The 14,096-nt window shown below is 43.4% G+C and carries 14 protein-coding genes and 1 rRNA gene; all 15 read right to left on the minus strand.

What is annotated here, in order from left to right:
• Positions 1-189: ribosomal RNA gene (locus tag L2731_RS00005) — 16S ribosomal RNA — on the minus strand; the annotation flags it as partial.
• 952 nt (positions 190-1,141) lie between these two features.
• On the minus strand, positions 1,142-2,137 hold the full coding sequence (locus L2731_RS00010; protein WP_249251215.1) for a tetratricopeptide repeat protein: 996 nt from the start codon (positions 2,135-2,137) through the stop codon (positions 1,142-1,144).
• Positions 2,138-2,188: 51 nt separating this feature from the next.
• Positions 2,189-3,160, minus strand: a complete 972-nt coding sequence (locus L2731_RS00015) for a type II secretion system F family protein (protein WP_249251216.1) — start codon at positions 3,158-3,160, stop codon at positions 2,189-2,191.
• A gap of 1 nt (position 3,161) precedes the next feature.
• A complete protein-coding gene (locus tag L2731_RS00020; protein ID WP_249251217.1) occupies positions 3,162-4,139 on the minus strand; it encodes a type II secretion system F family protein in 978 nt (325 codons plus the stop codon).
• An 11-nt stretch (positions 4,140-4,150) separates the two neighbouring features.
• Positions 4,151-5,476 (minus strand): TadA family conjugal transfer-associated ATPase, encoded by a 1,326-nt coding sequence (locus tag L2731_RS00025; RefSeq protein ID WP_239851966.1) that lies wholly within the window; start codon positions 5,474-5,476, stop codon positions 4,151-4,153.
• Positions 5,477-5,491: 15 nt separating this feature from the next.
• Positions 5,492-6,739: a CpaE/TadZ family protein gene (locus L2731_RS00030; RefSeq protein WP_249251219.1), complete on the minus strand. Its 1,248-nt coding sequence runs from the start codon at positions 6,737-6,739 to the stop codon at positions 5,492-5,494.
• A gap of 81 nt (positions 6,740-6,820) precedes the next feature.
• Positions 6,821-7,255 carry a TadE/TadG family type IV pilus assembly protein gene (locus tag L2731_RS00035; protein ID WP_249251221.1) on the minus strand — a complete coding sequence of 145 codons (435 nt, stop codon included), beginning with the start codon at positions 7,253-7,255 and terminating at the stop codon, positions 6,821-6,823.
• Positions 7,252-7,725 carry a TadE family protein gene (locus L2731_RS00040; RefSeq protein ID WP_249251222.1) on the minus strand — a complete coding sequence of 158 codons (474 nt, stop codon included), beginning with the start codon at positions 7,723-7,725 and terminating at the stop codon, positions 7,252-7,254. The genes L2731_RS00035 and L2731_RS00040 overlap by 4 nt, the downstream gene beginning before the upstream one ends.
• Positions 7,726-7,734: 9 nt before the next feature.
• Complete coding sequence (locus tag L2731_RS00045) at positions 7,735-8,967, minus strand: pilus assembly protein TadG-related protein (protein ID WP_346429469.1); 1,233 nt, start codon at positions 8,965-8,967, stop codon at positions 7,735-7,737.
• Between the two features lie 89 nt (positions 8,968-9,056).
• Positions 9,057-9,344 (minus strand): hypothetical protein, encoded by a 288-nt coding sequence (locus L2731_RS00050; RefSeq protein ID WP_249251223.1) that lies wholly within the window; start codon positions 9,342-9,344, stop codon positions 9,057-9,059.
• Positions 9,345-9,359: 15 nt separating this feature from the next.
• Positions 9,360-10,778 (minus strand): type II and III secretion system protein family protein, encoded by a 1,419-nt coding sequence (locus tag L2731_RS00055; RefSeq protein ID WP_415837000.1) that lies wholly within the window; start codon positions 10,776-10,778, stop codon positions 9,360-9,362.
• 89 nt (positions 10,779-10,867) lie between these two features.
• Positions 10,868-11,707, minus strand: coding sequence for a Flp pilus assembly protein CpaB (gene cpaB / locus L2731_RS00060; RefSeq protein ID WP_249251224.1), 840 nt, complete (start codon positions 11,705-11,707; stop codon positions 10,868-10,870).
• Between the two features lie 50 nt (positions 11,708-11,757).
• Positions 11,758-13,098 carry an ATP-binding protein gene (locus L2731_RS00065; RefSeq protein ID WP_249251228.1) on the minus strand — a complete coding sequence of 447 codons (1,341 nt, stop codon included), beginning with the start codon at positions 13,096-13,098 and terminating at the stop codon, positions 11,758-11,760.
• 11 nt (positions 13,099-13,109) lie between these two features.
• Positions 13,110-13,673 carry an A24 family peptidase gene (locus L2731_RS00070; RefSeq protein WP_239851152.1) on the minus strand — a complete coding sequence of 188 codons (564 nt, stop codon included), beginning with the start codon at positions 13,671-13,673 and terminating at the stop codon, positions 13,110-13,112.
• Between the two features lie 103 nt (positions 13,674-13,776).
• The gene (locus L2731_RS00075; protein ID WP_041509514.1) at positions 13,777-13,971 is read right to left on the minus strand and encodes a Flp family type IVb pilin; all 195 of its coding nucleotides are present in this window, start codon (positions 13,969-13,971) and stop codon (positions 13,777-13,779) included.
• Positions 13,972-14,096: the final 125 nt, after the last annotated feature.

Consider the following 14,096-nt stretch of genomic DNA (forward strand, 5'->3'; position numbering starts at 1 on the left):
AGGGCGTATGCGGTATTAGCAGTCGTTTCCAACTGTTATCCCCCTCGACTGGGCAGTTCCCTAGGCATTACTCACCCGTCCGCCGCTCGTCATCTTCAAAAGCAAGCTTTTAAAATGTTACCGCTCGACTTGCATGTGTTAGGCCTGCCGCCAGCGTTCAATCTGAGCCATGATCAAACTCTTCAATTAAAAGTTTTTGTGCTTGGCTTGCGCCAAACGACTCAATGAATTCTACTGTTTCTCATTCACTGCGTTCACGAAGAAGCAGTAAACTCGATACTTACACTCTTGTAAAAACATGAGCGTAAGACATATTGCTATGAACACTCACTATTTCTAGTTGAGAATGCATTGAGATTTAAATCGTTTTCGATTAACTCAATACCTGTGAGTGTCCACACAGATTACTTGATAAATTGTTAAAGAGCATGCCGACTTGGTGTTCTCTGTGAATCGTTCCAAGTGGCTAGGGCTGCGTATTCTACTCAGCGCGACTAAGGCGTCAAGGCCTTTTCTCAGAATGTTTTATAAATTTGGCCCAAATGCTCAAACATCGAACAATGTGGTGAATTCCCCATCAGAAAAGCGATTTTTTAATAGATAATAACCTGGCTATCAGCCCCAAACTTCGCTTCATCCCCACCATAGAAGCTAGGGATAGCACAAAAGATAGGACAGAAAGATAGGAGAGTTTAAAGCTTTGCGCTGATTAAGCTAAGTCTTGATTAAGACAAGTCATGATTAAGACAAGCCATGACTGTATATGTAACCGTTTCACCGATGAGCACTAAAATACAGGTCGGCACCCCCTGCTCGGCAAACATGCCCTCTGCCCAAAGGGCATATAGTCATCTAGGCTCCAGCCACGACAAGCCGGCTCGGCTCTCTCGTTAAAAACCGTGCAGCTCTCTTGAGCATACACGCCACTATCATGAGCATACAGGCATAGACTTAACACCATCAAAGTGTACCTAGATTTATCCTATGGTTACCCTAAACCACAGATATGCCTGCGTTAATGATTTAATTATCTCTTATGACAGCATAGATCTATCTTGAAAAGTCTAAAAAAACCAGTAAGAGTCATTATACTTCGACTAGGCCTTAGCTAAAGCTAAAATCGAGTTAACTGACCTGATTATTAATTCATTTTAGAAGCCAAGGCTATCTTCAGGTTTTTCTGCGCGCGCTCAAAATACGTGGGTGAAGTGTCTATCGCTTGCTTAAACATAGTGATCGCTTGCTCATACTTGCCTTCTAACATTAAAAAGTAACCCAGATCATTTAATGCATCAGCTTTGGACATTGTTTGCTCAAAACTAGCCAGGGCTTTTCGATACAACCCTTGACGTATGTAGACCAGACCTAAATTTGACCACGCACGATTAAAACTGGGATCGGCTCTTAATGCCTGCTTAAGATAGACTTCTGCCTTTTCATAGTCTCCAACAAGATAAAATGAATAACCTAAGTTAGTGGCAATTATTGACGATTGCGGCTGAAACGCTAAGACCAACAAAAAATAGGTTCTCGCCATCTGATGGTAATTCTCGAGGTCTTCTAAAATCCCCAATGCGTTATACACTCTTAAAGGAGATAGCTCATCCAAAGCAATATACCCTGTATTCGCAGCGGCCATCTTCTGCTCCGCTAATCTTTGTTGATCGAGCATGACGGTCTTTTCAAGGTGTTTGCGAGCCAATGCGTATTGACGCTGGTCAATCTCAAGAATCCCTAATTCAGCATTGGCTAACTTGTGCTCTGGAGCGATAGTAAGAGCTTCGTTATACGCTTTAAACGCTATGTCTTGATTACCTTTTGCTAAGTTAATTCGGGCAATTTGATAAAAAGTATCGGCATTATTCTGATTAAAATCTAACGCTTGAATATAAGCATAAAGCGCCTTATCCAGGTCACCTGCTCGCTCTGCATCGATGGCTCGATTAAGTGCATCCTGCTCAGACATGGGCGCACTAGCTCCCAAAGCAATTTGAGACTGTCCCTTATATAGATCTTGGCGCTGCGGTTTGGGAGAAATTTGAGCTTCCTCATTGGTAGATGCGCAGCCACACAAAATGAGTGAAAAAACCAACACGACAACAGTCAATCGCCGCGATCCCCCGAACCTTGTTAACATAAACTCACTCCTTAGTTTATTTAAAGCACAACATATTACCCCATTGCTAAATTAGAAAGCTTGCCCCCAGACTTTCATCACTTTCAGCACAGCAGGGCCCACGGCAACAATAAAGAAAGAGGGCCATATACAGAACATCATAGGAAATATCATTTTTACAGCCATCTTTGCCGCTTGTTCTTCGGCTTGTTGTAAGCGCTTATCTCGGTATTCCTCAGAAAACACCCTTAGAGTGGCTGCGATTCCGGTACCTAACCTTATACTCTGTGAGATAGCCGAATTGAGTCCCTTAATATCTTCTAGCCCTGTGCGTTCCGTAAACTCATTCAGGGCCACTTTTACTGTCAGTCCCGCTCTAATTTTATTGCACACCAATTCGAGTTCACTGGATAGGTCAGGATGACTTAATGAAAGCTCTCTCGCGACACGCTGTAACGCCGCTAAAAGCCCTAACCCCGCCTCACAACAAACAACCAGCAAGTCAAGCGCATCAGGAAATCCTACCCTCAGCGCACGCATACGTTTATGTGCCATATAGGTCAAAATAGTAGATGGCGCCAAAAACAAAATCCCCATGATCAAACAGACTAAATAGATACTGATCATGACTGATAAATCATTAAAATATTGGAGTAGCACTACAGAGATCACTGCACCAATCAGCAATAACAAAAGTCGAATTGCACTAAATACCGCCAATGCATTGTCTGAATGCAAGCCCGCATGTATTAGTAGTCGACGAGTTTCGTCATTAGATAAATTCAAAAAAGAGAGCTTACTTAACTTTCCAATACCATGCTCTAAGGTCTTGTTTACTTCACTTTGCTCATAGGCACCTGATTGGCTCTGCTCACCTGTAATATGCTGTAAACGCTTTCTTACGGGCGAATAGACGCCGCTAATCAGGAAAGAAACTGATAATGCGAGTGTTATTCCCACTATCGCAGCAACGATATAGATTGCCCATTCAACGTGTTTGGGGTCATCAAAGAGCTGATTAATAAGTCCTATTAAGTAGTCCATATCACATATCAATCCTAATCAATTTACTGATCCAAAGGCCACCGAGTGTCATACCAATCGCGCCCCATACTAATAGACGACGCCCATCTTCGGTTCCTGTGAGTTCGCCGACATAACTAGGTGTCTGGATGTAGATCACAGCAAAGAGTACAAAAGGTAATAAAATTAAAATCCAAGCAGAAAGCCGTCCCTCAGCCGATAGCGTTTTCACTCGTCGACGAAACATAAAACGCTTACGGATAACTTGAGACAGGTTGTCGATATTTTCTGCTAAATTACCACCAGTTTCCTTCTGCACCATGACGGCACTTGCAAATGCCATGGCTGACACGCTTGGTACACGTTCGATGAATCCGAGAATAGCCCTTTTAGTGTCTTTGCTGTAATTGATGTTGGCAAACATTAGACTGAACTCTTTAGCTAGCGGTCCATCCATCTCTTCAGTGATTAACTTAATGGCATCAGAAAAAGAATAGCCCGCTTGTAAGGCACGTCTCAGAACATCAAGCGCATCGGGAAAGCTCGCTTCGATCGCATCCATTCTTTTGGCAGTGTCTCTATTGAGCTTGAAAAAGAACAACATGAAAACCATGAAAACAACGAAGACAGTCATTAATGGTTCACGCATATACCACCAGCTAGCCCCACCAATCACACTGGCAGTCACCAAGGCTAACAGTAAGAACTGATGACCCAATAAACGATAATCAGCGAGCTCCAGTCGATAGCTTAAATCTTCTATAAAACCTATATGCTCTAATGCTCGACCTATCGCGCCCACTTTGCTTAAGCGATTCTTTCTAAGCAACGAGGTTTCCAGTACTCCATCACCAGACTCCTGCGATAACTTCTGTAAACGTTTCCTAACCTGAGCGGTATTAGCACGCTGTGGACTATACACGGGTAAAAATAGGGCTTGAGATAGGAAAATAACCGCGATGAATATTAACCCTAAAAATATCATTTCATTAGAAAGCATAGGTGTATCTCCTAAAACTTAGCGAAAGGATCACCGCAGTTAAACAACTTATAAGGTAAATCGATGCCACGTTGTTTGAGTTTAGAGTGAAAACCCGGGATTACGCCAGTAGCCTCAAAACTGCCCTTTATCTGACCATGTTCATCGATACCTTCGCGAGTAAAACGGAATATCTCAGACATAGTGATGACATCGCCTTCCATGCCGTTAATTTCCTGAATACTAATCACACGCCTTCGCCCATCCTCTTGGCGTTCAAGTTGAACGACCAAATCGATAGCCGAAGCAATTTGAGTTCTAATGTTACTCACTGGCATATCAAATCCAGCCATGCAAACCATATACTCTAATCTGCCGAGCGCGTCTCTAGGGCTATTGGCATGCAATGTGGTAAGCGAGCCTTCATGACCAGTATTCATCGCAGTAAGCATGTCTAATGCTTCACCACCACGAACCTCTCCGACCACGATTCTATCTGGTCGCATACGCAGACAGTTCTTAACGAGATCTCGCTGCGTCACCTCACCACGACCTTCGATGTTTTGCGGTCGTGTCTCTAATCTGACTGTATGAGGTTGCTGCAATTGCAGCTCGGCGGAATCTTCAATGGTTACAATGCGTTCATCAGAAGGAATATAGCCAGACAACATATTTAGTAATGTTGTTTTACCGCTACCGGTACCGCCTGAGACCAATACATTTAACTTTCCCTTAACGCCACCTTGAAGAAGTTCGACCATGTCAGCTGTAATTGACTCATAATCGATCAATTCTTTTGCCGTTAATTTATCAACGCCAAAGCGTCGAATAGATAGCGAAGGGCCATCTAAGGCCAGGGGAGGAATGATGGCATTGACCCTTGAGCCATCAGCCAATCGAGCATCAACCATGGGCGATGACTCATCAATACGACGCCCGACACTAGAGACAATACGATCTATGATATTGAGAAGGTGAGCATTGCTATGGAATTTAACATTAACATGCTCTAATTTACCATGACGCTCCACATATACCCTGTCAAAAGAATTAACCAAAATATCTGAAACTGTCGGATCAGCTAATAATGTCTCTAGCGGTCCCAAGCCTAATACTTCATCAATAATGAGTTTTATTAATCTTTTTCTAGATGCAAGGTTAATTGGAATATGCAAATCACTCATGAGCCTGTCGCATATTTCACTTATTTGACCCCGAGCTTGATCTGCTGAAACCGTTTCAATCAATGACAGATCCATCACCCCTAACAACTTATCATATAACTTGATTTTTAGTTCTTGCTCTTCAACACTCAGAGGTTGATAACTTTCCTCACCAGAAAAACTCTTATTCTCCATCATAAGACACCTCAACTAATGTCCCAATAAACGCGACAAAAAGCCTTTCTCTTTTTTAGGCTCATTACCATTCGCAGGAATTAAATTTTGAGTCAAGTCGATTAAATCTAGATACATTCTCTGTTTTTTAGCTATTTCCGTGATGGGTCGCCCCAAGTCCTCACATTGGCTTGCCAAGTTATAATCATTCCCCACAACAAACACTGAATCAATACCAAGCGCATGCTTAATATCATTTATTTTTATTTGTGCATCGGACTTATTGTATCGATTAACCAATATATGGATTTTACTCTTATCAATTCCCAAATGATTAATTAGCTGTTGAATAAGCGCCTTCACCTCTCTAATTATGATCAGGTTTTGCTGCGCAACCAACAAAATATCGGCATTGCGGAGCAATTCAATATTCCAATGCTCTGGGCCACGAGAATAATCTAAAATAACTTGATCATTAAACTGACGGCACTTCCATATTAAGTCGTATATATTTTCCAACTTAATATCATGGTGCAAATTTAATAATGAGAAAGGAGCCGCGGCAAGCAGGTGTAACTTACCTTTCGAAATCATTGCACTACGCAATGCAACCTCATCGAGCTCATCCAAGGCCTGTAAAGCATCCACAAGGTAATAATTGGGCTCCACGCCTAAAATGTGTGCTAATGCCCCATGGTGTAAGTCGGTATCTAACAAAGCTACATCCATATCACCTCGCTCAGCGGCGATAGCTGCCAAGCTTGACGCAATAAAACTGGCCCCGGATCCGCCCTTACCGTTAACAACGGCTAACACAGGAGCAAGCTCAGCCTTAGTGCTTAACAGCTGAGCAATGTTTTTAAGCGCTGTGATCAGTTCAATATCGGGCGCATCCAAAGGAATAAAATCACTCACTCCATATTGAAAGGCATGTCGTATTACTTTTTGGGGGGTATCTCTTCCTAGAATTATCACCTCTGACTTATAACTGGCAGCACATGCTAAGGCTTGTTGAGCTAACACTTCTTCATTTGGAATGACCAACAAAATTAGGTTAAAAGACTTACCTGACGCATCTGCATTTTTACTTCCTGTCAAATCTGTAGTTTTCTCCCAATGTAAATTGACACACTGAGTTAAACTAGCCTCAATTTTAGGTAAAAACTCTTTTTGCACATCTATCAACAAGACGTTCAATGGAGAAGGCATATAAAAATCCATATTCTCCTCTAAACTCGAAGCATTACTAGATTCACTAGTGAATAATTTCAATGGTTTGTCCATATAGCCAACCCTGAGTTACTACAACAATCCTTATCATTACTATAGTCGCTAATTCGGAGAGTCATCACACTAATATCGTGATTATTGACAGATGGTGCTTCCTCCAGGAAAAACCCCCAAGCTCTCTCGCGGGAGCGTGGTGGTAAATACTGGCGAATTTAGGCTGAGATGTAATCCGGGTATCCAGAGATCATGCTGATAATTTTTAATTTCTGCTTTGACAAGCTCTATATCGGCTCCCGTTACATCATCGCCTTTACCATTAAGATACCTAATATCCAGATTGTCAGCCGTTAAATTAGGTACCAGGTTTGCGCCATTAAACAATGCCAAGTCATCTATATTTGTGCTGGGTTGGCAGACGATAGCCAGTCTAGCGGCGCGACGTGAGGCTTCTTGCAATACACTGTAGGTATACAATAATCGGCCGACCTCAATGGCACCAAACAGTAAGATAAAAAACACTGCCGCAACAATAGCAAACTCGACAGTATAGATGCCTTTATCTCTATTCATAATACTGTGACCGCATAGTGAGCATTGAGATTAAAACTAAGATCGACCTCATTGCCCAGGCCAAAAGTGGTGAGTTTCTCCCCCAGTATCGGTCGCCAATTGTAGGAAACAGAAATAACCAATCTTCGACTGCCGGCTGGATACTCATCAATATTAATATCTGCTGCGCTTAACCCCTTTAAGATAGGGCTTGTCCCTGCAGTCGTCTTACCATAGAGGAGTAAGTTTGTGGTTTTTGTTATACAATCATTACAGTCATCATCCTCCAATGGATCAGGAAGAATTGATGTTTGCCGAGTATCGGCATGAGCCCCTAAGTACAATCCAGCATCGCGAACTAACTTAGTCAGGGTATTATATTGAAACAAAAAATGCCCCAACTCTCCGGTTGCAAAAACCAGTAGCAACATAAAAGGCAATAGAATGGTCATTTCAACTGCCGCGACGCCCTTTTGTAACGAAAAGTTCATTGCATTCTCCTAGGAGTCTGGGCTATCAGGATCTTTATAAAGCACTATTGTATGATTATTGCTGACGAAATAGGGATCGACCGATGCATTGCCAGTTCCTGGGCACTCGGTCACAAACTCCCCAACTACAAAGGATTCTTGTCCACCTTGGTCAACATCTTGTACTAAGAAAAAACAGCCAGTCGTTTTAACTTCAATTTCATTACGTCCATTGGTCAGTCCATCGCAAACACCAATAACCACTGGCATCTCTCTGCGATAATTTGCGTCTATGGTACTGTCTATACAATTATCGATATTGTCATCCGCTAAATATTGGCTATGACTGTAGTAAGCGGCGCTAGGGTTCGCTATGTTACCATCGGCATCAAGATTAATGCGCTCTCCCTGACATATGTTTCGATCTCTTGGGTGATCCGTGGAATTTAATCCCCCGCCTTGCCACTGACCAAAACGGGTATTTAGACCTTGAGACACAGGGCCAACATTATTACCAGGCTCTGTCGGTACGAAATCACCTGCTCCGACACAGCTATTAGTAGAGTATTCACCCGCCAGCGCCTCGCGCATAACATCGGCCCCTGTGCCGTCCAAAGCTAACAATTGAAAATTACCCGGCCCGATAGCTTCATCACTTGCCTGCGCTGAACCCGACTTCATGGCGTACAGGCTGTTAGTCTCTATGCCATAGGGGGCAGGTACTTGCTCTCCACTTGGGCCGGTTACTGTATAATCGGGATCATCATTCACTGCACAAACCAATAAGGGCACAATTTTATTATTGCAGGTTATATCAGTACTTCGCCCCGCGACCGCTGATGCCCTAACACGTTTATTAAAACTCAACAGTTGGGCAAGAAAATTATCTAAACCAACATTTTCAACTCTCACTCTGACATATTCACTCCCTTCGGTCGTGACAGGGATAAAGGGATCGGGCAAAACTGAGAATTCAATCGAGATATTACTCGTTACATTATTTGTGCTGTAATCGGCTGGGCTAAAGCTGATATTAGTTTCCAGTTCATTGTTTTCTTTAAAAGCAAGATTCTGTGACAGCATACTCACTGCCGCCTGCCTTGCTTGCGCTAGCGTTGCACCGTTATCGAGTGCTTTAGCGGCATGCAGGGCCGAGGCATCCACAGCATTTTGTAACCGCCCCTTGCTCAGTAACATATGACCACCATCAAGAGCTAATGCGGCCACCGCAAGCAACGAAAATAAGCCTATGGTAAACATCACCAAAATTGCACCGCGCTGACGCCTTACACCTATATGCGTTATCGAGTCCTTGCCTGACGTGCCATACATATTTGATCTCCGACTAATAATTATTCAATTATCATCGAGGTGCCTAGCTCTTTAGCCTTAGTGGGACTTTCACTACTTTCTCGATAATTCAACATCACTTGCCGACCATAGTTACCCTCTAAACTTAAGACTAATCCGTCGTTACGCTCAGAGGCTTCAGGATCGAGAACTTGAACCTCTCTCACTTGTAAATAGCTGTCTCCCATAGAAAAGTTGTGTTCGTTAGCACAAGCCGACACAAGTAAACTGCATGCAATAACACATAGCCACTTGTTCACTTCACTCACTCTGACATTAAAATTGTTCATACTCATCACTCCAATCTAAAGTGAATGGCCGTATTTCTGTTGAGTGCCACTGTTTTCAATCTTGATATTAGACATCACAGGTTCGTATGGCGTATCCGCCTTGTCCTTAGGACGCTCTTTGGTAGAGCTTTTACCCAGTAGATAAAACTCGACATCCGATGGAGCAACAAAGCCATCTGTGGGAAGGACAACATCCTTTTTATTGAAAGGTCTCACTAAGCGTGGTGTCACTAAAATCACTAGCTCTGTCTGACCACTACGAAAGCTCTTGCTGGAAAAGAGCTGTCCAAATACAGGAACATCACCGAGACCTGGCACCTTATCGATATTTTCACGTAAGGTGTCGCTAATCAGGCCACTAATGGCAATCGTTTGACCGTCGGCCAACTCAACAGTTGTCGCTGTGCTGCGTTTAACCAGAGAGGGAACAATTAACACTGAAGTGGTATTACTCCCTGATATCGAAACAGAATTAGAATTACTTAATTCACTAACGACTACGTCCAAATTTAAATTTATCTGGCCTGAATCCAACACAGTGGGTAAAAACTTCACCCCAACACCAAAATCACGATATTGAATCGTAGTGCTACCATCTTTGTCCGGCACAGGAACGGGAAATTCGCCACCGGATAAGAACTCGGCCGATTGACCACTCATAGCAGTCACATTGGGCTCAGCCAACACCTTGGCTAATCCATTTTGTTTAGCCACATCGAGGGCAAAGTTCATGAGTAAGTCTTGGTTAATATACTGAGCGAAAAAGCCTTTACTTGTTACTCCACCAATACCCGAATCGACGAATCCACCACCGCCACCAACGACACCGCCGGACAGGTGTGAGCCTTGATTAAAGATCAGAAATTTTGAATCAAACTGACGCGCGATTTCACGCTGAACCTCGGCAACGACCACTTCGAGCATCACTTGGTGACCGCCTCCTATGGTCATCATGTTTAATACGGTACTTTTGGGTTTACCTACCGTAGGCGCCGCATCCACATATGCCTGAGCCAACTCCATTGCAGTGTTCATTTTTTGTAGATTGGAGGCCTGACCACTTAATAAAAGTTGTCCCTGAGAGGTTTGTACTGCCAATTTTTCTGTGGGTAAAAACTCATGCAAACGTAATTTTAATCCATTTAAGTCATGGGTCACTTCAATATCCATGACACTGGTTAATATTTCGTTTTCATCCCAGATCATCACATTCGTACTACCCAACTTTTTACCCAGTACATACAGATTATTCTTGGGTAAGAGCTTGATATCTGCGATATCAGGGTTCCCAACAGAGACTCTTTGTACCGATTTAGGTAATGGTAAGACACGAGACTTAAAGATAGGGATCTGCTTTAACTCCTTTGCTCCCTCAAATGGCCCTCCAGCCATTACTGGTAGATGCATCAAGGCCGAAATGAACACCAAGAACATGCATCCTAGCTTCCAGTTTTTGCCAGTCGAACGTAGCATAGTCCACTCCTCTTCAACCCATGGGTTGTATCATGTAAGTATTCAAGCGATTAATCATTCACCTTAACCTCTTGCTCTTTCATTCCTTTTAAGATTCGCACTTTAGATTTAGAGCCAGACTGAGCATATACGACCTTTTCAGTTGGTATTGATGGCTTAATGACTACAGGCTGAGCCTCAACGAGTGGCTTATTCGACTCGGACGGCTCAGATTTGTCTTGATTGAGTAAAGCCACCTCAACTTGTGCATCATCATTGGGGTTTCTTAAGGCTAATTGCAGTGAGCCACGCCCTTTCGCAACCAACAACTGTTCCGCTTGAGCCATACTCAGCTCTAAGGTAACCGCTCTAACCAGCACGGGTTTATTCTCATCGTTTGACGCTCGTTGATCGATAGCCAAAATCTTTACATTAGAAAGCACCACATCGGTCTTATAATCCCCCTCTTTAAAAAGGTTGATTACATCTACTCGGTTACCTGGGAGCAAGAAACCTGCTACGCCAACCACATCGTTTACCCTTATGGTAACTGCTCGCATATTAGGCTGAATAAGGCTAGCTAATGTGCTCCCCTCACCTTTATTGATCAGTTTTTCTTGGCGTAAAATCTCACCAGGGTACAGCTTTTGATTTACGACCTTTCCTTCGGCATCTTCAAACTTGGTCACAGAGCCCTTAGGCACTATGCCTTCAGGGACAGCGGTGAGAACTAAATGCTTGCGATCAACAATGGTCCCCATAGGCACCAAGCTTGACACTGTTACCACGTTGGTGGTGTTTGCCACCTTGGTACCACTGGTGTTGGACTCAAGCCAATTTTGAGCGAGGAAAACCGCTATCACACCAAATATCACTGACAAGACGACAAATAGAATCGTTTTGTTATTCATAATGAACTCCCGTCGTTAACCATAATGTCAACTAAGACAGCGCCTTAACATCAACTCTCAACAAAATATATGGACCATGCTGAGTCGATGAGAGGCTGTGTCACCACTGGTTCAAGCTTCATAAAACAGATTTGGTCAAACATAATGCCGAGTAAATCTCGTGGATAACAAGGAATCAAAGGCTTAGCAAACTTTTGATGATATTCCCTCAGCAGGTATGTAAATGCCTCTTCGTCACAGCTCAGCTCTAATTCATCACATACCTGAAACCAAATCTTGCGGTAGAGTGACTCATCCAGTGCATCAAAATGGATCTTGTAACCAAGTCGCCGAAGAAATGCTTCATCGACTAACTCTTTAGGATCAAGGTTAGTAGAGAAGAGTAGAATTAGCTCGAATGGGATCTCAAAATGTTCGCCAGACTGTAGGCTCAAAAAATCTCTATGCTCTTCCATCGGTATGATCCAACGGTTAAAGAGTTGTTTCGCACTGATGCGTTGTCGCCCTAAATCATCGAGTAACAAGATGCCATTGTTGGCCTTAAGCTGCAGTGGAGCCATATACGTCCGGCTATGGGCATCAAATTGTACCTCTAGCATTTCACTCGTGAGCTCACCGCCTGTGATCCGAAGCGGACGTTGGCATTGAATCCATCTTGGATCATGGCCACTGCCTAAATCTAATGGGTTATTCGTTGTCTCAACTTCAGTGCGATGATGCAGTTCAGGGTCAAAGACCTGAATGATTTCATTGCCAATAGCAATCGCATAGGGAATTAACACTGCATCGCCCAAAGTCAGATTTAGGTTGCGACACAGGTAGCTTTTACCTGTTCCAGGTGGGCCGTATATCAATACAGGCCGACTGGAATTCATTGCCGGCCCAATTTTATAGAGTAGGTCTTGCGGTAACACGAGCGCTTTAAGCCCTTGCTCAAGCATCTCATAGGTAATGGGGCGCGCTCTGCTAGATTGTTGTTTACAGATGGGTATGTATTGTTTAAGGGGTACGGGAGCCAGTCCGAGATAACCGCTGCGGCTAAAAACTAACTTTGCATGAATCTCACCCGTATGACTCAAGGCATAACGCATCTGGCCATCAGCCGTCGTTTGTCGGTTTTCAACCCAGCCTAGCTTCTTGGCGGTATCGAGCAATTGTTGCAAGATACCTCCCGTTATGCCCATTTTGGCGACCAGCAATTCTTTAGTGACTACACCTGCGGTAAATATGTGTTTAACCAATAAATCTAATAATAATGCTTCAGATAAACCTGTATCATCTATGGCAATAGGCTTGGGAGCCAACTTACTCACATCACCAATGTGTTCATGGTCTCTAGGCAGAGATGATGATTGAACATCTACAGAATGACCCACATCCGATTGCAACATAATTAGACTTCCTATCCCAAATAATGACTTAACTGCAAATAGACACTTGGCAAATCATAGTTAATACTGCAAGCCACTAGCCAGCCTATGGCCAATGCCGGTGCATAGGGCACTTTCTGCCCTGCTGCTTCATTAGGCTCTGGTTTAAAGTAGGTTCTGCAATAAATACAGTCCCAATAACGTTTAAGGGTGTTAACAACGCCACTCAGCCCCGTCCGCCACAACACGAGTAATACGCTAGTGACAGCGCCTGCGGCGACGCCATATAAGAGACTCCATGCCAAAAGCTCTGGCCCCATTAGGGCACCAATTCCCATCATCAATTTAATATCGCCAGCGCCGAGTAGCCTAAAAATGAAGACAGGAAACAAAATAATAAACGCCAGTGCAAAACCAAAACTGGCTAAGAGTAAACCATTGAGTTGTGCATAATATCCATTGATGGCAAAACCACAGAAAATCGCCGCAAGCGACAAGGCGTTAGGAATGCGATGCGACCTTAAATCTGTGGCGATGGCTATGATGAAAAACAGCGCCGCCAACGTGATTTGAAGTAATAATTGGGCATCTGTCATTGAGATCGTATCTCTTAGATAGGCATTTAACATTATCCAAATAGCATAGGTGCCTAGTATTCAAGTCAAACTAGGCACCTCTATCACAAGCTGAATGCCTTAATTAGTTTGTACAGTCTTGGCTATTACCATTAACAGCAGAGGCTAGACAATCAATCTTATCTGTTGCGTTTTCACCTAATAGGTTAAATGCGGCAATCATCCCGCCCACAACCAGGCCACCGGCAATGGCATATTCCACTGCCGTTAAGCCACTTTCATCTTCAATAAAATCTTTAAATAAGCTTGTAAGGTTCATAGTTATCTCCTAACGACCCAAAGAGGTGCTTTGTATAGCCGTTGAGCTCACAAAAGCGATTACCCATCTATCTTGCCTTGCTATCAGCTTCATCACCTCGTATCCATCAGTGCCATGACTTGCTA

This window comes from Shewanella aquimarina (genome assembly GCF_023349185.1).
GTDB classification, from domain to species: Bacteria; Pseudomonadota; Gammaproteobacteria; order Enterobacterales; family Shewanellaceae; genus Shewanella; species Shewanella aquimarina.